Annotated in this window: 21 protein-coding genes; 10 read left to right on the top strand and 11 right to left on the bottom strand. The window is 73.7% G+C overall.

Annotated elements, in window-relative coordinates:
* The first annotated feature begins 78 nt into the window (after positions 1-78).
* Entirely contained in the window at positions 79-1245 is a 1167-nt protein-coding gene (locus FHR36_RS14165; RefSeq protein ID WP_253796935.1) for a sensor histidine kinase, read from the top strand.
* A gap of 157 nt (positions 1246-1402) precedes the next feature.
* Here FHR36_RS14165 and FHR36_RS14160 read toward each other — a convergent pair whose 3' ends face one another.
* Positions 1403-2440, bottom strand: a complete 1038-nt coding sequence (locus FHR36_RS14160) for a S1C family serine protease (RefSeq protein ID WP_253799253.1) — start codon at positions 2438-2440, stop codon at positions 1403-1405.
* Between the two features lie 287 nt (positions 2441-2727).
* On the opposite strand from FHR36_RS14160, the gene galE reads away from it, so the two are divergent.
* On the top strand, positions 2728-3720 hold the full coding sequence (galE, locus tag FHR36_RS14155; RefSeq protein WP_253796934.1) for a UDP-glucose 4-epimerase GalE: 993 nt from the start codon (positions 2728-2730) through the stop codon (positions 3718-3720).
* A gap of 113 nt (positions 3721-3833) precedes the next feature.
* Here the strand turns inward: galE and FHR36_RS14150 are convergent, their stop codons facing one another.
* Positions 3834-6275: a serine/threonine-protein kinase gene (locus tag FHR36_RS14150; RefSeq protein ID WP_253796933.1), complete on the bottom strand. Its 2442-nt coding sequence runs from the start codon at positions 6273-6275 to the stop codon at positions 3834-3836.
* A gap of 548 nt (positions 6276-6823) precedes the next feature.
* On the opposite strand from FHR36_RS14150, the gene FHR36_RS14145 reads away from it, so the two are divergent.
* Complete coding sequence (locus tag FHR36_RS14145; RefSeq protein WP_253796932.1) at positions 6824-7465, top strand: TetR family transcriptional regulator; 642 nt, start codon at positions 6824-6826, stop codon at positions 7463-7465.
* Between the two features lie 214 nt (positions 7466-7679).
* On the opposite strand, the gene FHR36_RS14140 is transcribed toward FHR36_RS14145, so the two are convergent.
* From FHR36_RS14140 to FHR36_RS14105, 8 genes are all read right to left on the bottom strand, one after another.
* Complete coding sequence (locus FHR36_RS14140; RefSeq protein WP_253796931.1) at positions 7680-8624, bottom strand: beta-ketoacyl-ACP synthase III; 945 nt, start codon at positions 8622-8624, stop codon at positions 7680-7682.
* A 106-nt stretch (positions 8625-8730) separates the two neighbouring features.
* Positions 8731-9702, bottom strand: a complete 972-nt coding sequence (locus FHR36_RS39905) for a L,D-transpeptidase family protein (RefSeq protein WP_308199335.1) — start codon at positions 9700-9702, stop codon at positions 8731-8733.
* Between the two features lie 129 nt (positions 9703-9831).
* On the bottom strand, positions 9832-10929 hold the full coding sequence (locus tag FHR36_RS14130; protein ID WP_253796929.1) for a hypothetical protein: 1098 nt from the start codon (positions 10927-10929) through the stop codon (positions 9832-9834).
* A 212-nt stretch (positions 10930-11141) separates the two neighbouring features.
* Positions 11142-11699 carry a hypothetical protein gene (locus FHR36_RS14125; RefSeq protein WP_253796927.1) on the bottom strand — a complete coding sequence of 186 codons (558 nt, stop codon included), beginning with the start codon at positions 11697-11699 and terminating at the stop codon, positions 11142-11144.
* Between the two features lie 216 nt (positions 11700-11915).
* On the bottom strand, positions 11916-13079 hold the full coding sequence (mqnE, locus tag FHR36_RS14120; RefSeq protein WP_253796926.1) for an aminofutalosine synthase MqnE: 1164 nt from the start codon (positions 13077-13079) through the stop codon (positions 11916-11918).
* 274 nt (positions 13080-13353) lie between these two features.
* A complete protein-coding gene (locus tag FHR36_RS14115; RefSeq protein ID WP_253796925.1) occupies positions 13354-14313 on the bottom strand; it encodes a threonine ammonia-lyase in 960 nt (319 codons plus the stop codon).
* Between the two features lie 7 nt (positions 14314-14320).
* Positions 14321-14782 carry an Lrp/AsnC family transcriptional regulator gene (locus tag FHR36_RS14110; protein ID WP_253796924.1) on the bottom strand — a complete coding sequence of 154 codons (462 nt, stop codon included), beginning with the start codon at positions 14780-14782 and terminating at the stop codon, positions 14321-14323.
* Between the two features lie 119 nt (positions 14783-14901).
* Positions 14902-15537, bottom strand: coding sequence for a UbiX family flavin prenyltransferase (locus tag FHR36_RS14105; RefSeq protein WP_253796923.1), 636 nt, complete (start codon positions 15535-15537; stop codon positions 14902-14904).
* A gap of 59 nt (positions 15538-15596) precedes the next feature.
* On the opposite strand from FHR36_RS14105, the gene FHR36_RS14100 reads away from it, so the two are divergent.
* Together FHR36_RS14100 and FHR36_RS14095 are read left to right on the top strand one after the other, a co-directional pair.
* On the top strand, positions 15597-16337 hold the full coding sequence (locus tag FHR36_RS14100; RefSeq protein WP_253796922.1) for a cyclase family protein: 741 nt from the start codon (positions 15597-15599) through the stop codon (positions 16335-16337).
* A gap of 64 nt (positions 16338-16401) precedes the next feature.
* Positions 16402-17112 (top strand): MOSC domain-containing protein, encoded by a 711-nt coding sequence (locus FHR36_RS14095; protein WP_253796921.1) that lies wholly within the window; start codon positions 16402-16404, stop codon positions 17110-17112.
* On the opposite strand, the gene FHR36_RS14090 is transcribed toward FHR36_RS14095, so the two are convergent.
* Positions 17101-17484 carry a VOC family protein gene (locus tag FHR36_RS14090; RefSeq protein WP_253796919.1) on the bottom strand — a complete coding sequence of 128 codons (384 nt, stop codon included), beginning with the start codon at positions 17482-17484 and terminating at the stop codon, positions 17101-17103. The two genes, FHR36_RS14095 and FHR36_RS14090, sit on opposite strands and share 12 nt — an antisense overlap.
* Before the next feature lie 286 nt (positions 17485-17770).
* On the opposite strand from FHR36_RS14090, the gene FHR36_RS14085 reads away from it, so the two are divergent.
* The 5 genes from FHR36_RS14085 to FHR36_RS14065 are packed head-to-tail and all read left to right on the top strand — an operon-like array spanning position 17771 to position 21748.
* Positions 17771-18523 carry a GntR family transcriptional regulator gene (locus FHR36_RS14085; RefSeq protein WP_253796918.1) on the top strand — a complete coding sequence of 251 codons (753 nt, stop codon included), beginning with the start codon at positions 17771-17773 and terminating at the stop codon, positions 18521-18523.
* Positions 18524-18535: 12 nt separating this feature from the next.
* Positions 18536-18763: a 4Fe-4S dicluster domain-containing protein gene (locus tag FHR36_RS14080; protein WP_253796917.1), complete on the top strand. Its 228-nt coding sequence runs from the start codon at positions 18536-18538 to the stop codon at positions 18761-18763.
* An 11-nt stretch (positions 18764-18774) separates the two neighbouring features.
* Positions 18775-20157, top strand: a complete 1383-nt coding sequence (locus FHR36_RS14075) for an ABC transporter substrate-binding protein (protein ID WP_253796916.1) — start codon at positions 18775-18777, stop codon at positions 20155-20157.
* Complete coding sequence (locus FHR36_RS14070; protein WP_253796915.1) at positions 20154-21023, top strand: ABC transporter permease; 870 nt, start codon at positions 20154-20156, stop codon at positions 21021-21023. The genes FHR36_RS14075 and FHR36_RS14070 overlap by 4 nt, the downstream gene beginning before the upstream one ends.
* Positions 21020-21748, top strand: coding sequence for an ABC transporter ATP-binding protein (locus FHR36_RS14065; RefSeq protein ID WP_253796914.1), 729 nt, complete (start codon positions 21020-21022; stop codon positions 21746-21748). The genes FHR36_RS14070 and FHR36_RS14065 overlap by 4 nt, the downstream gene beginning before the upstream one ends.
* Positions 21749-21756 lie beyond the last annotated feature (8 nt).

Below are 21756 nucleotides of genomic sequence, written 5' to 3'. Positions count from 1 at the left end.
CGCACGGCTCGCTGGTCGCACGGTTGGTGATCGCACGGTCGTGACTGGCCCGGATCGGATGGAGAGGTGGGTACGGCGATGGCTGAGGAGCCGAAGCGCCCGTCGTTGTACGGGGCGCGGATGTGGGGGCAGGTCCAGCACCAGTTGGTGAACCTGCCGCTCGGCATCGCGGGCTTCGTCTTCACCGTCGTGACCCTGTCGGTCGGCCTGGGGCTGGCGGTGACGGTGGCGGGGTTGCCGCTGCTGGCCCTGGGGCTGGCCGGCTGCCGATGGCTCGGCGGGGTGGCCCGGGCCCGGGCGCGGGCGGCGCTGGGCAGCGGGATGCCGGAGCCGGGCCCGCCGGTGGTGACCAGACCTGGCTTCGCCGGGCGGGTGATCGCGGCGCTGACCGATCCGCTCGGCTGGCGCTCGGCGCTCTACTGCGTGCTGCTGCTGCCCTGGGGCGTGCTCGGGTTCGCGCTGACCCTGGTCCTGCTGGTGGTGGGCTGGCCGGCCCTGCCCTGGGCGATGCGGGGTCTGGCGTTCGTCGACCGGGTGCTGGTGGAGAGCCTGCTCTGCCCGAACGCGCTGGTGCAGCGGGTGCGGGAGCTGGAGGACGACCGGGGCACGGTGGTCGACGCCGCCGCCGCCGACCTGCGCCGGATCGAGCGCGACCTGCACGACGGCGCCCAGGCCCGGCTGGTCGCCCTGGCGATGGATCTGGGCCTGGCCAAGGAGAAGCTGTCGGAGGATCCGGCGTCCGCGGCGGAGATGGTCGACGCCGCCCACGGCGAGGTGAAGCTGGCCCTTCAGGAGCTGCGCGATCTGGCCCGGGGCATCCACCCGGCCGTGCTCACCGACCGCGGGCTGGATGCGGCGCTCTCCGCGGTGGCCGCCCGCTGCACCGTCCCGGGCGGGGTGAAGGTCCACGTCGACCTCGGCGCCGACGGCACCCGGCCGGATTCGGCGGTCGAGGGCATCGCGTACTTCACGGTCAGCGAGTTGCTGACCAACATCTCCAAGCACGCGGGAGCCCGCTCGGCGACGGTCGACGTCTGGCGGCACGAGGGGCGGTTGATGCTGCTGGTGCAGGACGACGGGCGCGGCGGCGCCTCGGTCGCCCCGGGCGGCGGTCTCGCCGGCCTCGCCGAGCGGGTCGGCGCGGTGGACGGCGTCTTCCTGGTGGAGAGCCCCGAGGGCGGCCCGACCTCGGTCACCGTCGAACTCCCCTGGAGCACCAGAGCGGCCCGCGCCGCCAGGGCCTGAACCGCACTGCCGCACCGCGAGTGCCGCGAGTGCCGCGAGTGCCGTGAGTGCCGTGAGTGCTGCGAGTGCCGTGAGTGCTGCAGGCCGCGCAGGCGGACGGGCCCGGAGCGCCGCTTCCCTTGCGCAGTAGCGGCTCCCCGGGCCCGGTCGGTGGGTGTTACAGCGTGCCGAGCGTGACGTTGGCGGTCTTGGTCTGTCCGTCCCGCACATAGGTGACGGTCACCGTGTTGCCCGGGCTGAGCGAGGCCAGCGCGGTGCTCAGCGAGGCCACGTCGGTGACCTCGGTGTCCCCGACCTTGGTGATCACGTCGCCGGGCTGGAGTCCGGCCGTGGCGGCCGGGCCACCGTCCGTCACCGAGACGATCACCACGCCCGCGGGCTGGAAGTCGCTGTTGAAGTACGGCCGGACGGCCACGCCGAGGGCGGCCCGGCCGGAGTTGGTGACCTTGCCGTCCTTGATCAGCTGGCTGGCGATGCTGGTCACCGTCGCCGCCGGGATGGCGAACCCGATGCCGGGGGCGGCGCTGCCGTTGAGCTCCTGGTCGATGGCGGCCAGGGTGTTGATGCCGATCACCTGGCTGGAGAGGTTGACCAGGGCCCCGCCCGAGTTGCCCGGGTTGATCGCCGCCGAGGTCTGCACCATGTTGCCGATGGTCGCGCCGGGCGAGTCCGTGCTCTTGGGCTCGGTGACGGTCCGTCCGGTCGCCGAGACGATGCCCTGGGTCACGCTGCCGGCGAGACCCAGCGGACTGCCCATGGCGAGGGTGATCTGACCGACCCGGACCTTGCTGCTGTCGCCGAAGACCGCTGGCCGCAGGCCGCTCGGCGGGCTGGAGAGCTTGATCACCGCGAGGTCGGAGTCCGGATAGCTGCCCACCAGGGTGGCGTTCAGCGGCGCGGTCGAGTTGGCGAGCGTGACGGTGAAGCTGGAGGCGCTGCCGATGACGTGCGCGTTGGTGACGATGTCGCCCTGGCCGTCGAAGACGATGCCGGAACCCAGGCTGTTGCCCGCCGTGATCTGCACCACCGAGGGCAGCACGTTCACGATCACGCGCTGGTAGTCGTCCTGCAGCTGGTTGGTGACGCTGGGGCTGGCCGCGACGCTGCCGCTCGCCGCCGCGGAGGCCGCCGTGGACGAGGGCGAGGAGGAGGACGAGCCGCTGCAACCGCCGACGAGGAGCCCGGCCACCGCCACGGCGACGACCGGCCCCGGCCGGAGCTTGGGCCCGGTGGGCCGGGGACCGGCCGGGAGCGGGCGGGTCGGTACCTTCTTCGGGCGCACCTGAGCAACCTCCGGGTTCTCTACTGACTTGTCAGCATTTCACCGGTATGTCCGAATCGACGGGTGGACGCGCCCGGCAATCCGCCGACGGCCGGACCGCCGGTGCACCCCGGCCGCCAGGTCCCCCCACCCGGCTGCGGACCCGTCCGTCCGCGGACCCGTTCGACCGCGGACGGAGGGCGGGCCATTAGGATCCCGACATGACTTGGTTGATCACGGGCGGTGCCGGATACATCGGCGGACATGTCGTGCAGCAGCTGGTCGACGCCGGTGAGCCGGTGGTCGTGCTGGACGACCTGAGCAGCGGCTCGCCCGACCGCCTGCCGGCCGGCGTGCCGCTGGTGCCCGGCTCCACGCTGGACCGTGCCGTCCTCGACCGGGCCATCACCGAGCACGGCGTCACCGGCATCCTCCACATCGCCGCCAAGAAGCAGGTCGGCGAGTCGGTGGCCGAGCCGCTGCGCTACTACCACGAGAACGTCGAGGGCCTGCGGATCGTCCTGGAGGCCGCGGTCGCCGGCGGGGTGAAGCGCGTGCTGCTCTCCTCCTCGGCCGCCGTCTACGGCATGCCGGACGTCGACCTGGTCACCGAGTCCACCCCGTGCGCGCCGATCAACCCGTACGGCGAGACCAAGCTGGTCGACGAGTGGCTGCTGAACGGCGCCGCCCGCGCGTACGGCCTGTCCACCGTGGCGCTGCGCTACTTCAACGTGGCCGGCGCGGCCTCGCCGCAGCTGGCCGACGACGGTGTCACCAACCTCGTCCCGATGGTCTTCGAGCGGCTGACCGCCGGTCAGGCCCCGCGGATCTTCGGCGACGACTACCCGACCCCGGACGGCACCTGCATCCGCGACTTCATCCACGTCGCCGACATCGCCTCCGCGCACGTGGCGGCCGTCAAGCGGCTCAACGCCGCCGGCGAGGGCGAGCAGGTCAACCTCACCCTCAACATCGGCCGCGGCGAGGGCGTCTCCGTCCGCGAGATGCTCGACGTCATCTCCCGCGTCACCGGCCACACCTTCGACGCCGAGGTCACCCCGCGCCGCCCCGGCGACCCCGCCCGGGTCGTCGCCGCCGCCGACCTCATCCACAAGGAGCTCGACTGGACCGCGCGCCACGACGTCGAGTCGATGGTCGCCTCCGCGTGGGAGGGCTGGCTCAGCCGCCACCCGGAGGCCCGCGCCGGCTCCTGACCCGCCGCCTCCGTCGACGGCGACGGCGGCCACCGGCTGCAAGCGTTGAGGGGCGGGCCCACTGCGGGCCCGCCCCTCGTCCGTACCGTCCCCCTCCGGACCGGCGCGCACGGTTACGGCACCGCGGTGCCGTAGAACGAGTCGAGGGCGTAGACGCAGCGGTCCTTCGAGCCGACGAACACGCGTCCGCCGACCGCGACCGGGGAGCCGGTGAGCTCGCCCTTGGTGCCGAGTTCCCAGCGGAGACGGCCGGTGGCGAGTTCCACGGTGTGCAGCGAGTGGTCGCGGCTGCCGAGGTGGACCAGGCCGTCGGCGACGGCCGGGGAGCCGACGATCTCGCCGCGGGCGGCGTAGCGCCAGCGCTCCCGGCCGGTGGCGGTGTCGAAGGCGAACAGGGTGTCACCGGAGCCGAGCAGGGCGGTGGAGTCGGCCAGCACGACCGGTTCGGCCCCCTGCCGGGCGGCGGTGGCGCCCCGCCAGCGGTCCCGGCCGGTGGCCGCGTCCAGCGCGTACAGGGTGCCGAGGTAGTCGGCGACGTAGACCGCGCCGTCCGCCACCGCGGGCGGGGTGAACAGGACCACCGGGGCGTCGAAGCGCCAGCGCTCGGCGCCGCTGGCGGCGTCCAGCGCGTACACGTGGGAGCCCGAGGTCACGTACAGCACACCGGCGTGCTCGACCGGACGGGACGGCACGTCGCCGCCCACCGGGACCGACCAGCGCAGGCCGCCGCCGCGCGGGTCGACGCAGCGCAGCCGGCCGCCGCCCTGGTAGTAGGCGGCGCCGGCCACCAGGGCCGGGCCGGACTGCGGGTTCTCGTACTCCTGCTGGGCGTCGTCGGCGCGCCACAGTTCGGCGCCGCTGGCCGCGGAGCGCAGCTGGACGCCGCCGCCTCTGATGCCGCAGCAGAGCACGCCGTCGGCGGCGTCGAGCGAGTAGATCCAGCCGTCCAGCGAGCTGCGCCAGCGGGCGGTGCCGTCGGCCACGTCGACGGTGTACAGGTGCGGCCCGTCGGCGGCGTGCACCCGGCCGGAGTCCACCGCGAGCGCCCAGGCGACGTCGTGGGTCTTGTAGCGGCGCTGCCCGGACGCGATGTCCAGGGCGTGCACCTCGAAGCTGGAGACGAACAGCGTGCCGTCGGCGACCACCGGGGTGCCCCAGACGTCGTTGGACATCCGGAACCGCCAGGGCCGCCAGCGGGCCGGCGGGGGCTGCGGGGCGGGCTGCGCGGGCACGCCGGTGCGGCGCACCCAGTCGGTGCCGGGGGCGGCCGAGGTCTGGCCGCCGGGCTCGACCCGCGGTCCGGGCCCTATCGACACGCTGGCCCCGGGCAGCCGGACCTCGCCGCCGGCCGGCGAGCGCGGGACGGAGCGGCCGCCCATCCGCTCGGTGGCCGCCTCCTCCGCGTCCGGCGCCCCGCCGTGCTGCGGGCCGCCGTGCTGCGGGCCGGCCACCCGCGGCGGCTCGGTGGGCCGGGCGGGCGGCATGGGGGTCGGCGCCGGACCGGGCCGGCCGTGCCCCACCGGGCCGCCCTGGACCACCCCGGCGTGCGCCGCGCCCTGCGGACCGCCGTGCGGTGCCCCGAGCGGCGGCCGGCCCGGCTGGGGCGGCACGGGCTGCGGCGGTACGGGCTGCGGCGGTACGGGCTGCGCGGCGGCGGTGGGGTGGCGGCGGCCGCGCTTGGTCTCGATCAGGTCGAGCGCGGCGGGCGGCAGCCAGTCGCCGGCCTCCCCGGAGGCGTCGTCGTGGGAGAAGATGTGCGGCGCCAGCTCGGCCTGGATCTGAGCGGGCGTCGGCCGGTGCTCGGCGGACTGCCGCATGCAGGCGTGCACCAGGTCGGCCAGCTCCACCGGCAGGCCGGACAGGTCCGGCTGGTCGCGCAGCAGCTGGAAGACGGTCTCCACCGGGTTGGCGCCCCGGTACGGCGGGTGTCCGGTGGCGCAGAAGACCACCAGCGAGCCGAGCGAGAAGACGTCGCTGGCGCCGGTGACGCTGCGGCTGTCCCGGGCCTGCTCGGGCGACATGTACGCCGGGGTGCCGACCGCGACGTTGGTCATGGTGAGGCGGGTGGTGGAGACGCCGGCGGCAATGCCGAAGTCGATCACCCGGGGGCCGTCCTCGACCACCAGCACGTTGGACGGCTTGAGGTCGCGGTGGACCAGGCCCGCCGCGTGGATGGACTGCAGCGCCTCGGCGATGCCCGCGGTCAGCCAGCGGACGGCCTCCACCGGGAGCGGCCCGCACTGGTTGACCAGGTCCTCCAGCGAGGGCGCCGGGACGTACGCGGTGGCCAGCCACGGCACCGCCGCATCGGCGTCCGCGTCGACCACGGCGGCGGTGTAGAAGCCGCCGACCGTCTTGGCGGCGGCGATCTCACGGGCGAAGCGGACCCGGAACAGGTCGTCCTCGGCCAGTTCACTGCGCACGGTCTTGATGGCGACCCGGCGGCCGGAGGCCGACCGTGCCAGGTAGACCAGGCCCATCCCGCCCGCGCCGAGCCGGCCGAGCACCTCGAAGGGCCCGATCCGCCTCGGATCGTGCGCCGTCAGCTGGTCCACTCCGTTGCCACCTCCCCGTCTGCGACCCACCCGTCGGGGTGTGCCGCCCCGATTCTCCAATGCGCGCCGCCCGGGATCCAATCTCCCCCGCCAGGGACACGCGGAGCCGCCCCCCGGACCACCCCTCGACCGCCCCCGCGGCGCCGCCGCAGCGTAGCCGTACCGCCCTCGGACCGCCGCCGGCCCCGCCCCCTTGCGCGCCGCACCCCCGGGCCCCGTCCCCCGGTGTCCGCGGGCCCCGCCTCCCCGTACCCCGTCCGGGCCGGCCGCACCCCCGCCGCACCCCACCACGCCCCCGCAGCGCCCCGCCGTACGCCCGCCACGCGCCTGCCGCGCGCCCGCCACGCACCGTCACCGCACCACTGATCTGCCGGTGGGCGACGTGATCGGCGCTCAGCAGACTCGTCGTCACGCTGTGGGGTCATCAGTGCACGGGGGGGCTTCAAGAGAGTGATCGGAAACGGAGAAAAAGACCCGTCACCGCTCTTGCGGACTAATACATCGCACCGCCGAATCGCGCCAAGATCTTGCCACGGTAAGCTGACGGCATGACAGGACAAGTTCGCACCGTCGACGGTCGCGTCGCCGGGCGACGCGGACAGGAGACGCGGCAGAAGCTGCTCGACTGCCTCCGCGAGATGCTCAGCACCTCGCCTTACCGGGACGTCAAGGTCATCGACGTCGCCCGCATGGCGGGTACCTCCCCCGCGACCTTCTACCAGTACTTCCCGGATGTCGAGGGCGCTGTCCTCGAGATCGCCGAGGAAATGGCCGAGGACAGCGTCGGGCTCAAAGAGCTCGTCGAAGGAAAGTCCTGGGCGGGAAAGACCGGCTTCGCCACTTCGGAAGAAGTGGTCGACGGATTCCTCGCCTTCTGGCGCAAGAATGACGCGATTCTCCGCGTGGTCACGCTCGGCGCCGCCGAAGGGGACAAACGGTTCTTCAAGATCCGTATGAAGGTCCTCAACTCGGTGGTGGCCCCGCTCACCGAAGCGGTCCGAAACAATCAGGGGAAGACCGACAAGACGGTCGACCCGGCCGCGATCGCGGGCGCCCTGGTCTCGCTGCTGGCCTCGGCCGCCGAGCACCAGAAGGCGTTCACCTCCTGGGGCGTGAAGGTCAAGGACCTCAAGCCCAACCTGGCGCTGCAGGTCTACCTCGGCGTCGCCGGAAAGAAGCCACCGAAGTAGTGAGGCGAACAGCCAGAGCGTAGAAAACCAGCCAACTGGCGCGAATGCCCCGGCCTCCTGTCCGGGGTGTGTCGGACGGCGGCCGTGTCCTCGGGGGAGGTTCGCCGACGTGCCGTGACGTGCCCGAACATCGGAAAACGGCAGCTGGGGCGGTCGGGAGATTCTCCCGACCGCCCCAGCTGTGTTCCGTGTCGGAACAGGCTCGAATCCGGCCCTACGGGCAGCGGACCACCTGGCCGGCGTACGCGAGGCCGCCGCCGAAGCCGAAGAGCAGCACCGGGTCGCCGGTGTGCAGCTCGCCGCGCTCGACCAGCTTGCTGAGGGCGAGCGGGATGGAGGCGGCGGAGGTGTTGCCGGACTCGATCACGTCCCGGGCGACCACCGCGTCCTCGGACAGGCCCAGCTTGCCCGCGATGGCGTCGATGATCCGCAGGTTGGCCTGGTGGGCGACGAAGCCGCGCAGCTCGGAGGGGTCGAGGCCGGACCGCAGGCAGGCCTGCCGGGCGAGCGGGGCGATCTGGGTGGTGGCCCAGCGGAACACGCTCTGCCCCTGCTGGCTGATCACCGGGTCCCAGCCGGTGATGGTGACCGCGTCGCCCTTCTCCGGCTCGGAGCCCCAGACCACCGGGCCGATGCCGGCCTGCTCGTCCGGCACCGCCTCCACCACGGCCGCGCCGGCGCCGTCGGCGAAGATCACGCAGGTGGTGCGGTCGGTCCAGTCGATGGTGTCCGACATCCGCTCGGCGCCGATCACCAGGGCCCGGGTGGCCGCACCGGCCCGGATCGCGTGGTCGGCGGTGGCCAGCGCGTACGAGAAGCCGGAGCAGACCGTGTTGATGTCGTACGCGGCGGGGGCCCGGACGCCGAGGCGGGCGGCGACCGCCGCCGCCGTGTTGGGGCTGCGCTCGATCGCCGTGCAGGTGGCGACGACCACCAGGTCGATCTCCTCGGCGGTGCGACCGCTGTGGGCCAGGGCCTTCTGGGCGGCCTCGGTCGCGAGGTCGACCAGGGTCTCGTCCTCCGCGATGTGCCGGGCGCGGATGCCGACCCGGCTGCGGATCCACTCGTCGTCGGTGTCGACCAGCTTCGCCAGGTCGTCGTTGGTGAGGACCTTGGGCGGCTGGTAGTGGCCGAGCGCCACGATGCGGGAGGCGGTCATACCGCCACTCAACCCCGTTACCGGCCAGTCACCCGGTGACGCCCTGGCACAGGATCCGGCGCCGGAAGCTGTAGGGGGCGCACAACGGCCCGTGCGCCGTCCGGGTTCAGGTGGCCAGTGCGGCGGCGTCGCCCATCGCGATCATCGGGTGCATGGCCGGGTCCAGGGTCTTCACCAGCTCGACCATGTGGTCCTCGGTGAGCGAGACGCAACCGTGGGTAGGGCCGCCGTGGTCCAGGTGCAGCCAGATGCCGCCGCCCTTGGCCGCACCCTCCGGGGTCCTGGTGTCCAGCGGGGAGCTGCCGGCGACCCGGTTGTAGTCGATCGCGATCACGTAGTCGAAGGAGCCGGCCAGCGGCTCGTTGTTGAAGCCCCGGCCGCCCATCACGAAGGCCGAGTCCTGGTCGTACGGGAGCTTGGCGCCGGGGTCGGCCTTGCGGCCGCCGGCGTCGGTGAGCCCGTACAGGCCGATCGGGCTGCGCAGGTCGCCGGACCTGTGGTCGACGGTCCAGCCCTTGTACGCGTTGTGCGCGGGCCACGCCTGGCCGGCCTGCCAGCTGCCGTCGTCGCCGCGGGTCCACAGCGTGACGGTGGAGTCGGCGGAGTTGCGGTCCTTGCCGGAGACGACCAGCAGCTGGCGGGTCTCGGCGGGGACCTTCGCGGCCCAGGTCGGCCCGAGGCCGGGTATCGAGGTGAGCGCGGTCCGGGTGGAGCGGTCGGCGGCGGCGACCTCGGTGTGCGCGTCGGCGGCCTGCATCGGGACGACCTGGTCGGCCTCGGGGTCGCGGTCCGGGGCGGCGGCGGTGGTCTGCGGGAAGACCCGGCCCGGACCGATGCTGAACCAGCCGGCGGCCAGCGCCAGCAGCGTGGCGGTACCGAGGGTCAGCTTCCGGGTCCGGCGCTTCTTGGGCTTGCGACGGTGCCCCCGGGCCCGGGAGGACAGCGCCGGCTCGCCGTGCGCCTCGGCGTACCGGTCGGCGCCGCGGTCGCTCCCCCGGTCCGTCCGGCGCCCGGCGCCACCCGGTCCCGCAGCGGGAGCCGAACGGCGGTGCGAGGCGGCGCGATGGGAACCGGGCATGTGGACGATCCTCCCAAAGCCCCGGGGCGGTGCGATACCCGGGACGTGTGATGAGCCTGTGAGCATACGCGCTCCGTTCCGTGCCCACCGAGCCGCGCCGGAATCCGCCGGCGCCTTGGGGAGTGCGCCTCAGGCCGGGAGCGCACCCCAGACCTGGGCGCCGTCGCCGAGTTCCAGGCGGTGCGAGCGCTGCCCGGTCGCACCGGTGCGGGCGTCCGCCGTGCGCAGGCTGCCGTCGCCGGCGTCGAGGACCAGCAGCGTGCCGCCGGACCACCCGACGGTCAGCGCCCCGCCCAGGTCGTCGCCGTCCTGCGGGCGGCCGGTGACCGGGCCGGCGTCGCGGCAGACCCGCTGGTCGAGGTCGAGGACGGCCAGCCGGGACGCACCGTCCCCGCGGACCAGGGTGGCGTACCAGCGGCCGGTCGGGTCGAGCACGCCGCGGCCGACCGGCCGGCCACCCGTGCACGTGGGAGCGGGCGCGGAGCTGTGGCTCAGGGTGTCGTACAGCTGGGTGCAGGAGGCGTCCGCGCAGTCGTCGGACCGCCAGAGCAGGCGGCGGCCGGCGGCGCCGAGCACCGTGCCGGAGTCGGCGACGGTACGGGCCGCGGCGGCGCCGTCGCGGTCCATCAGCACCACCCGGGTCCGGGCGACGGCACCCGAGGGGCCCTGGCGGTCACCGACGGTCTGCTCGGCGACCAGGCCCTCGACCGTCTCGCCGACCGGCTGGAAGCCGCACGGCAGGGTGACGGTGCGGCGGGCCGGGCGGCCCTCGGTGTCGTGGTCGGCGGCGGTGTAGCGGGCCCGGACGGTGGCGGGCAGCTGCTGCCCGGCGCACGCGGTGTCCGGCGATTCCTCGGTGACGGTCCACACCCGGCGCCCGTCGGTGCCGGGGAAGAGCGCGGCGGCGGGCCCGACCATCACGGCCCGCATCGGGTCCCGGGTGGAGACGACCATCGCGGTGTCCTGCCGGATGCCCACGGTCAGGCCGCGGTCCAGCTGGCGGGCGCCGGCCAGGTGGTAGCCGTCCAGCAGCTCGGTGTCCGGCGGCCGCTCGCCGACGATCCGCGGCTCGGAGTCCAGGCCGTCCAGCACGGCGAGCCGGCCGCCGACGTCGACCGCGATGCCCCGGGCCGGCCGCGACTGCGCCTCCTGCCCACCGGAACCGCAGGCGGCCAGCGCCAGCGCGGCCGCCCCCACGGCCGCCGCGCGCAGCCACGTCCTTGCCATCTCCGCTCCCCCGGTCACGGCGTTCCCGCCGGTGGTGCCGGGACGGCCCGCAGGCCGCCCCGGCGGTGTGCGCCGGGACGGGCGTCGGACCGTCCCGGCGGTGTGCCGGGACGGGCGTCAGGGAATGTCCCGGCAGGGTCCGTCGGGGCGGGCGTCAGGGCCGTCCCGGCGGTGTTCGGGCGGCTCTCAGGCCGCCCCGGTGATCCGGCGGATCAGGGCTTCGGGGTGCAGGTCGAAGCCGCGGTGCACTCCGAGAAGAACGGGTACGCCGTGATCGCGTGGAGCTTGCCCACCGAGCCGAGGTCGCGCGGGGTGCAGCGGGCGGTGTCCTGGTACTTCTCGATGTTGAAGACCCGACGCTCGATCTTCGGGGTGGTGTAGCCGTACTTGTGGGACGGGACGTTGATGGTGTTGCTCAGCGTCTTGCCCGAGGTGGTCTGCTTGGTGACCGAGTAGCTGGTCTTGGCCTGCACGGTCGCGATGCCCCAGCCGACGCTGCCACCGGCCTCGGCCGACCAGGTGGTCGACTTGGAGGTGGTGGTGGTGAGGTCGTAGCGGAGCGTCTCGGTGCTGTTGCTGGAGTTGTACTTGCCCGACGGGCTGCCGATCGCCTCGTAGGAGGCGGCGCCGTACTGGGAGACCTGGTACCAGGTGTCCGGCGGGCAGCCGTCCGGCTCGGCCTCGGTGGCGCTCGCGGTGGGCGCGAGCAGCAGACCGCCACCCAGGACCAGTGCGCCCACCAGGGCAGCACGGCGCATTGCAGTGATCATGACATTCCTCCGTGTACCGGATCGCCCCCGTGGAGATCCGATGGGAGGAGTTCACCAGGTTTCACACGTGCATGACACGTCACTTGAGCAACATCTGAGGCGCCGTCAGAGCCTTTGCCTGTCGGCGAGTTGGAACGCACAGGGCCCACCAGCGGCAATGCGCGGTGGGCCCTGAGGAAGAGCGGTGAAGACGTGTCCGAACGGTACGCGTGCGGATCAGAGGCGCATGGCCTGCGGGGTCTCCCGGCGCTGCAGGTCCGGCCCGTCGTACTCGCGGATGACCTCGTAGCGGGTGTTGCGCTCCACCGGGCGGAAGCCCGCGTCCCGGATCAGCTCCAGCAGGTCGTCCCGGCCCAGCTTGTTCGGCGTGCCGAAGTTGTCCGCGTCGTGCGTGATCTTGTACTCGACCACCGAGCCGTCCATGTCGTCCGCACCGTGGCTGAGCGCCAGCTGGGCGGTGGACACGCCGTGCATCACCCAGAACACCTTGACGTGCGGCACGTTGTCGAACAGCAGCCGGGAGACCGCGAACGTCTTCAGCGCCTCCGCACCGGTCGCCATCTCCGTACGCTCCATCAGCCGGTTGCGGACCACGCCGTCCTTGGAGTCGTGGAAGTCGTGCTGGTAGCGCAGCGGGATGAACACCTGGAAGCCGCCGGTCTCGTCCTGCAGCTCGCGCAGCCGCAGCACGTGGTCGACCCGGTGGCGGGGCTCCTCGATGTGCCCGTACAGCATGGTGCACGGGGTCTTCAGGCCCTTGGAGTGCGCCAGGCGGTGGATCCGCGACCAGTCCTCCCAGTGGGTGTCGTGGTCGACGATGTGCTGGCGGACCTCCCAGTCGAAGATCTCCGCGCCACCGCCGGTCAGCGACTCCAGGCCGGCGTCGATCAGCTCGTCCAGGATCTCGTCCGCGGACAGGCCGCTGATCCTCTCGAACCAGTGGATCTCGGTGGCGGTGAACGCCTTCAGCGAGACGCTCGGCAGCGCCGCCTTCAGCTCGCGCAGCGAACGGGGGTAGTACCGCCACGGGAGGGTCGGGTGCAGGCCGTTCACGATGTGCAGCTCGGTGAGGGACTCCACCTCCATCGCCTTGGCCAGGCGGACGGCCTCCTCGATGCGCATCGTGTAGGCGTCCTTCTCGCCCGGCTTGCGCTGGAACGAGCAGTACGCGCAGGACGCGCTGCACACGTTGGTCATGTTGAGGTGGCGGTTCACGTTGAAGTGGACGACGTCGCCGTTCTTCTGCGTGCGGACGTGGTGCGCCAGACCGCCCAGCCATGCCAGGTCGTCGCTCTCGTAGAGCGCGATGCCGTCCTCGCGGGTCAGCCGCTCACCCGCGTAGACCTTCGCCTCCAGCTCGCGCTTCAGCCCTGCGTCCATGCGGCGCTCCGCCTCCTCGTACCTGCCGAACTATGCCGGGAACGAGCCTACGCCTTGGGTACCAGGGCGAGCCGACAGGGGCGCGGTCGGGTGAACCACCAGGGGCGCGGGGAACTGCGCGAAGCGGAAGGTGCGGCGCCGCAGACGCGTCCTGGGCGGTCGGTTGCACCCTGCCGCGATCCGAACGCAGGTGGGTGGTTGGTCGCGCAGTTCCTCGCGCCCCTGTTGGCTCGCCCGATCAGCCCGGTTCGCCCGCGCCCCTGGGTTCGCCGGATCAGCTGACCAGTTCGGCGAGAAGGGTGGGTTCGATGTTGCCGCCGCTGACGACGGCGGCGATGACGCGGCCGCCGATCTCGTCGGCGCGGTGGAAGTAGGCGGCCGGGGCGACCGCGCCGGAGGGTTCGGCGACCAGCCGGCCGCGGCGGGCGAGGAGGGCGACGGTGTCTCGGATCTCCGGCTCGGTGACGGTGACGATGTCGTCGACGTACGCCTGGAGGTGGGCGAAGGGCAGGACGCCGACCGAGGGCGTGCGCAGCCCGTCCGCGATGGTGCGGTAGGTGTCGGCGACGGGCCAGGCGGTGTGGGTGCCGGTGCGCAGGCTGGCCTGGGCGTCGGCGGCGAGTTCGGGCTCGACGCCGACCACCCGGACGCCCGGGCAGGCCAGCTTGAGGGCGGCGGCGGTGCCGGAGATCAGGCCGCCGCCGGAGACCGGGACGAGCACGGTGTCCAGCTCGTCGGGGGCGTCCTCGGCGATCTCCAGGCCGACGGTGCCCTGGCCGGCGATGATGAACGGGTCGTCGTACGGCGGCACCCAGATGTAGCCGTGCTTCTCGGCCAGCTCGGCGGGCAGGGTGTCCCGCTCCTCGGGGGAGACCACGACGACCTCGGCCCCGAAGGCGCGGGTGTTCTCGATCTTGACCGTGGGCGAGGTGTCCGGCATGACGATGATCGCCTTGATGCCGAGCTCCCGGGCGGCGTACGCGACCGCCTGGGCGTGGTTGCCGCTGGACTGGGCGACCACGCCGCGGGCCCGCTCGGCCTCGGTGAGGGCGGAGAGCCGGTTGTACGCGCCGCGGATCTTGAACGCGCCGGTCGGCTGCAGGTTCTCCGGCTTCAGCCAGAGCCTGCGGGTGCCGTCCGCCGCCCACGGGCAGGGCAGCAGCGGTGTCCGTACCGCCACGCCGGCGATCCGCTGCTGCGCGGCGCGCAGCTCCTCCAGGCCGACCAGGGTCATCGCTTCGTCACTCCCCCACGTTCAACGGCAGTTCACTCACACGGCTCTCCCACTTCGTGGAGAGTACGACGGTGGTACGGGTACGCGCGACACCCTTGGTGCCGGAGAGCCGCTTGACGACGGATTCCAGGCCCTCGACGTCCGGCACCCGCACCTTGAGCATGTACGAGTCCTCGCCGGCGATGAACCAGCAGTCCTCGACCTCGGGGAGGTCCCTGATGCGGTGCGAGACGTCGTCGTGGTCGGCGGCGTCGGTGAGCTGAAGACCGATCAGGGCGGTCACCCCGTAGCCCAGCGACGCCGGGTTGACGGTGGCGCGGTACCCCGTGATCACGCCCGCCTGCTCCAGGCGGTTGATCCGGTCGGTGACGCTCGGGCCGGAGAGGCCGACGAGTCGGCCGAGCTCGGCGTACGACGCGCGGCCGTTCTCCCGGAGCGCCTGGATGAGCTGCCTGTCCACAGAGTCCATATGTGTGCCGCGTCCTTCCGAACCTCTCCAGACCCACTGATCACTATCCGAAATCCAAGGCGCTGCGCGCTGATCGACCCGGATATCACAGAGAACATACTCTCCCCGCGGCGGCGCTCTCACGCGCCCTTGGCCGCGGCGCCGAGTTCACCCTCCCAGCGGCGGTACAGGACGTGCGGGACGGCGACCGCGTCCAGCACCCGGCCGGCCACGAAGTCCACCAGTTCGCGGACGGTCGAGCCGCCCGCGTAGAAGCCCGGCGAGGCGGGCAGCACGACCGCGCCCTGCTCGTCCAGGCTGACCAGGTGCCGGAGCGTCACCCCATTGAGCGGCGTCTCGCGGACGCACAGGACCAGCGGCCGGCGCTCCTTGAGGGTGACCGAGGCGACCCGCTGCAGCAGGTCCTTGGACAGCCCGAGCGCGATGCCCGCCACCGCGCCGGTGGTGGCCGGGACGACCAGCATCCCCTTCGCCGGGTACGAGCCGGAGGACGGTCCGGCCGCGAAGTCGCCGGCCGGCCAGTAGCGGACCCGGTCCAGCTCGTCGGTGCCGAGCCAGGCGGCCAGGTCGGCCCGCCAGTGCGCGTCGCGGAAGGAGATCCCGGTCTCGTCCAGGATGGTGAGCCGCGCCGCCCGGCTGACGATCAGGTCGACGTCCTCGCCCGCCGCCAGCAGGCCGCGGATCACCGAGGCGGCGTACGGCGTTCCCGACGCGCCCGAGACCCCGACCACCCACGGCTTGCGCTGTTCGCTCATGGCACGACCTTACGCAAGCGACCGACCCGCGGCGGTCGGGCCGGTGCAGGATGGTTGCCATGGCAGCGACCCTGATCGACCTGACCCACCCGGTCACCACCGGGATGCCGGTGTACCCCGGGGACCCGGAGGTGGAGCTCCGGCCCGCGCTCACCGCCGAGAGCGCCGGGGTGAACGTGCTGAGCCTGCACCTGGGTTCGCAGTCCGGCACCCACGTGGACGCCCCGTACCACCTGGACGTCACCTGGCCGACCCTGGACGGGCTGCCGCTGGAGCTGTTCACCGGCCCCGCCGTGGTCGCCGACCTGCGCGGCCTGACCACCCGCACCGAGGTGACCGCCGAACAGCTGGCGCCCGCGCTGCGGCTCTGCGGGCCGGGCACGGTGCTGCTGCTGGCCACCGGGTGGCCCCGGCACTGGGGCACCGACCGCTACCTGGCCCACCCGTACCTGAGCGCGGCGGCGGCCGAGGCGATCGTGGCGACCGGCGTGCGCACGGTGGGCGTGGACGCGCTGTCGGTCGACCCGACCGCCGACCCCGCACCCGCCGATCCGGAGGTGGCGGCGCTGCTCGCGGAACTCGCGGACGAGCACGACCCGGCGCCCGAGGAGGCGGTGCTGGCCGCGCACCGGATCCTGCTCGGCCCGGAGGGCGGCGGGGTGATCGCCGAGAACCTGACCGACCTGACCCCGCTGCTGCAGGCACAGTCGGCCGGACTGCCGATCGAGGTCTCGCTCTTCCCGCTGCGGCTGACCGCGGCCGACGGCGCGCCGGTGCGGGCGGTGGCCCGGATCGGCTGACCGCTGCGGCCGCTCCCCCGGATAGGTCTAGACCATCCCCGGGCGGCGCCGCTAGGCTCCCGCCATGGCTGAGATCATCGGGGTGGTGGAGCAGCTCTGGCGGTACCCCGTGAAATCCACCGGGGGCGAGCGGCTCGACGCGGTCGGGGTGGACGAACGGGGGCTGGCCGGCGACCGGCTGTACGCGGTGCGAGACAGCACCGGGAGACTCGGCTCCGGCAAGAACACCCGACGCTTCCGCCGAATGGACGGCCTGCTGCGGCTCGGCTCCCGCCTCGGCGCCCGGATCGACGCCCCCGAACTCATCGACCCGCTCGGCACCCCGGTCGCCGACCCCGACACCTTCCTGCGCGCCTACCTCGAACGCGAGGACGTCGAACTGGCCCGCGAGGACGCCGTCTCCCACTTCGACCAGCTCCCGGTCAGCGTCCTCACCACCGCCACCCTCGACTGGGTCCGCGCAGCCGTCCCCACCGCCGTCGTCGACGAACGTCGCTTCCGGCCCAACGTGCTGCTCCGCACCCCGCCCGGCACCCCGGCGTTCGTCGAGGACCACTGGTTCGGGCGGCAGGGCCGGGCGCCCGGCGGCCTGCGGCTCGCCTTCGTCCGCTCCAGCGAACGCTGCGCGATGACCGGGCTGGCCCAGCCCGGCCTGCCGTACGCGCCCGAGATCCTCAAGGCCCTCGCCCAGGCGCACGACATCCGACTCGACGCGCTGGCCACCGTCGCCCGGCCCGGACGCCTCCGGGTCGGGGACACCCTGTCACTCGACTGAGCGAACCGCGCCCAGCAGGCAGAACGGGTGCCCCGCCGGGTCCAGGTACACCCGCCAACCGCGCTCCCGGTCCTTCAGCTCCGCCCCCATCGCCAGCACGCGCTCCTCGGCCGCGTCCAGGTCCTCGACGTCGATGTCCAGGTGGAACTGCTGCGGATGCGCCGGATCCGGCCACATCGGTGGCCGGTAGTCCTCCACCCGCTGGAACGCCAGCACCATCCCGTCCGGCAGATGGACGGTCGACCACTCCTCGTCCAGCGACCACCGCGGATCCGGCCGGTCCACCTCGCCGCCCAGCAGCTTGGCGTAGAAGTGCGCCAGCCCTGCCGGGTAGTGGCAGTCCATCACCACGCACTGCAGCTTGCCGATCATCACACCGCTCCTCGTCAACGGGATCCGCCCACCTCCTCAGCATCCCCCGGCCCGGGCCGGCCCACCGCAAATGACATGCCCTCCGGGCCTCCGGGAGCCGCGCCGTACCCGCCCGGGGGCCGACCGGACCAGAAGGTGGCAGGACGGGGTGACGGGGAGGAGTTCGGGCTGGTGGGGGGCGGTGGTGACGGTGCGTCAGATGGCGTAATGCGGTGGCAACGGAAAAGCCGCGGGTACGGCCCTAGGGTTCTCGGCGAAGCAGCGGACGAGGACCGGAGCAGCAGCGATGACCAGCGAGAACGCCGCCCGGCCCGCCGCGAGGCGGTTGCGCGCGGACCGGGCCCGACAGGTCGCGGACGTGCTGCGCCGGCAGGTGCTGGACGAGGTGTACAAGGCCGGGCCGCTGCCCCACGAGGACCGGCTGGCCGAGGAGTTCGGTGCGTCCCGGAACACCGTCCGGGAGGCGCTGGATCTGCTGCGGGGCGAGGGTCTGGTGCGGCGGGTGCCGGGGGCGGGGACGCTGGTGGTGGCGGAGAAGGTGCCGCACGGGCTGGACCGGCTGGCCGGCCTGGCGGAGACGCTGCACGAGCACGGCGAGGTGGTCAACGAGGTCCGGGCGTTCGGGCCGGTCCGGGCGCCGGGGCCGGTGGCGCGGCGGTTCGGGCTGCCGGACGGCTCGGACGTGTTCTACGTGGAGCGGCTGCGCCGCCTGAACGGGCTGCCGCTCTCGCTGGACCTGACCTATCTCGCCCCGGACGTCGGCGCCGCCCTGGACCCCGCCGAACTCGCCCACCGGGACGTCTTCCGGCTGATCGAGGAGGCCGCCGGGCAGCCGCTCGGCCACGCCGACATCAGCCTGGAGGCGGTCAACGCCGACCCGCACTCCGCCACCGTGCTGGAAGTCCCGCGCGGGGCGGCCCTGCTGATGCTGGAACGCCTGACCCGGCTCGCCGACGGCCGCCCGGTCGACCTGGAGTACGTCCGTTTCCGCGGCGACCGGCTCACCATGCGGGGCCGGCTGCTGCGCGACCTTCCCTGAGGGAGCCACCCCATGGCGCTCGCCGACCACCGCTCCGACGTGCCCGTGACCATCGACGCCTCGCTCTGCATCGACGGCTGCACGCTCTGCGTGGAGATGTGCCCGCTCGACTCGCTGGCCATCGACCCGGACAGCGGCAAGGCCTACATGCACGTGGACGAGTGCTGGTACTGCGGCCCGTGCGCCGCCCGCTGCCCCACCGGGGCGGTCACCGTCAACATGCCCTACCTGCTGCGCTGAGGAGTCACCGGATGTTCCGCCCCGCCCGTCCGATCGGACCGCTGGTCGCCGCCGCCGTGCTGGCCGCCGCGACCGCCTGCTCGTCGGCGAACGCCTCGGGCGACACCGTCGAGGTGGTGGTCGGCTACCAGTCGAAGACCATCAACACCGTCACCGCCGGCACGCTGCTCCGCGCCCAGGGCTACCTGGAGCAGCGGCTCGCCGAACTCGGGCGCCAGAACGGCCGCCACTACCGGGTCACCTGGCAGGACTACGACTCGGGTGCCCCGATCACCGCCCAGATGCTGGCCGAGAAGATCGACATCGGCTCGATGGGCGACTACCCGCTGCTGATCAACGGGTCCCGCGCGCAGGAGGCCGGCGGGCCCGGCACCCGGCTGGTGTCGATCACCGGCTACAACCTGCTCGGCGCGCTCAACGGTGTGGTGGTGCCCAACAGTTCGCCCGCGCACACGCTGGCCGACCTGAAGGGGAGGAAGGTCTCCACCTCGGTCGGCTCGGCCGCCGACGGCACCCTGATCCAGGCGCTGGCCCGGGTCGGGGTGAAGGACGGCGACATCGACAAGCAGAACCAGCAGCCCGCCGTGGGCGCCTCCGCGCTGAAGGCGGGCAGCGTGGACGCGCTGGCGCAGTTCGTCGCCTGGCCCGGCGCCGTGGTCTTCGCCGGCGACGGCCGGCTGCTGTACGACGGCGCGGCGCTGGGGCGGCCCACCCTGCACGGGGTGGTGATCCGGCAGAAGTACGGCACCGAGCACCCGGAGGTCGTCCGGGCGTTCCTGACCGCCCAGTCGGACGCCACCCGCTACCTGGACGAGCACCCGCTGGACGCCAGCCGGAAGGTCGCCGAGGCCACCGGTCTGGCGCCGGAGGTGGTGCTCCTCTACAACGGCCCGAACGGCATCGCCACCTTCGCCACCCCGCTGGACGCCCGGCTGCTGGCCGCGCTGCGCGAGGACGTGCCCTTCCTGAAGTCGGTCGGCGTGCTCAAGGCGCTGGACCTGGACCGGTTCGTCGACCCGTCGTACCTGGCCGCGGCGGCGCTGCCGGACGTCCCGCCGGCCCGGATCACCGGCACCGACGCGGTCTGCGGCAGGCCGGTGGACGATCCGCGGCTGGCCGGCGAGATCTGGTTCGAGGGCGAGGACACCACCCGTCCGGCCGCCGACCCGACCTGCCTGCTGCGCGCGGTGAAGGCCGCCGGCGGGAAGAAGGTCCGGGCCGCGTACGTGCCGGACGCGGCCACCGGCACCCGCTGGTTCGCCGACCGGGACCGGTGGGTGAAGGACGGTACGGCGCTGCTGCCCTTCACCACCGAGGACGGCGCCACGGCGTACCTCGCCGCCCACCCGGGGGCCGTCGGCCTGTCGTACCAGGAAGCGCTGGCCGCCTCGTGAGCGCGCGGACGGACCTCGGACGGCGGGCGCTGCGGTTCGGCTCACTGGCCGCCACGGTCGGCCTCTGGCAGCTGCTGACGGCGGGCAGGGTGCGGCTGTGGCTGCGCTTCGACCACCTGCCGACGGCCACCGAGGTCGGACGGGCCTTCGTCCGGCAGGTGGGGACCGACCAGTACTGGATCGATCTCACGGAGAGCCTGCGGCGGATCGGCACCGGCTTCCTGCTGGCCGCCGTGCTCGGCGTGGCGGCCGGGGTGCTGACCGCCCGGTCGCGCCCGGCCGCCGACCTGCTCGGGCCGGTGCTGGAGGTGGTCCGGCCGATCCCCGCGATCGCCCTGGTCCCGGTGGCGATCATGCTCTTCCCGGAGAACGAGCAGGGCATCGTGTTCATCACCTGCGCCGCCGCGTTCTTCCCCATCGCGGTCGCCACCCGGCACGCGGTGCGCGCGGTGCCGCCGCGCTGGGAGGAGGCGGTGCGGACGATGGGCGGCGGCCGGGCCCGGGTGCTGTGGAGCGTGGTGCTGCCCGGCGCCCTGCCGGGCGTGGTCGGCGGGCTGTCGGTGGGCATCGGCGTGGCCTGGATCTGCGTGATCTCCGCCGAGATGGTCTCCGGCCAGTTCGGCGTGGGCTACCGGACGTGGTCGGCGTACACGGTGCTCGACTACCCCGGGGTGTTCGTCGGGATGGCCACCATCGGACTGCTCGGCCGAGCCACCTCCGGCGCGGTGGAGCTGGCGGGCCGGCGGCTGACCGGCTGGCTGCCGCCGGTGGCCACGGGGGCGGCCGCCGCCGCGCCGCCCGCCGCCGGACGGGCCGGGCGGGGCCCGGAAGAGGCATGGCCCGCCCGTGCGGAGGTGCCCGCATGAGCCTGCGGCTGACCGCCCGGGGGCTGAGCCTCGGGCACCCCGGCCACCCGGTGCTGTCCGGGGTCGACCTGGACGTGGCACCCGGCGAGGTGCTGACCGTGGTCGGCGCCTCCGGCGGCGGCAAGTCCACCCTGCTGCGGGCGCTGGCCGGGCTGCTGACCCCGACCGGCGGCGAACTGCTCGCCGACGGGCGCCCGCTGCGCGGACCCGGGGCCGAACGCGCCCTGGTGTTCCAGGAGGACGGCCTGCTGCCCTGGCGGACCGTCCGCCGCAACGTCGAACTCCCGCTGGCCGTACGGCGGGTGCCACGCGCCGCCCGGCGGGCTCCGGTGACGGACTGGCTCGACCGGGTCGGCCTGGCCGGCCTGGAGCGCCGCCTGCCGCGCGAACTGTCCGGCGGCCAGCGCCAGCGCGTCCAGCTGGCCCGGGCCCTGGTCGGCGCGCCGCGCGCGGTGCTGATGGACGAACCGTTCGGCGCCCTGGACCCGCAGACCCGCGCCTCGATGCAGCAACTCCTGCTGACCGTGCGGGAGAAGGAGCAGTGCACCGTCGTCCTGGTCACCCACGACGTCGACGAGGCCCTGCTGCTCGGCGACCGGGTCGCGGTCCTCGCCGGCGGCACGCTGGCCGCCGTGCACCCCGTCCCGCACCCGCGCGACCCCGCCGCCCGCGCCGAGCCCGCCCTGCGGCGGCTGCGCGAGCGGATCCTCACCGAACTCACCTGAAAGGCCCT

The organism is Kitasatospora cinereorecta (assembly GCF_024172095.1).
In the GTDB taxonomy this organism is placed as follows: domain Bacteria; phylum Actinomycetota; class Actinomycetes; order Streptomycetales; family Streptomycetaceae; genus Kitasatospora; species Kitasatospora cinereorecta.
This window is presented reverse-complemented; position numbering and strand designations above follow the sequence as displayed.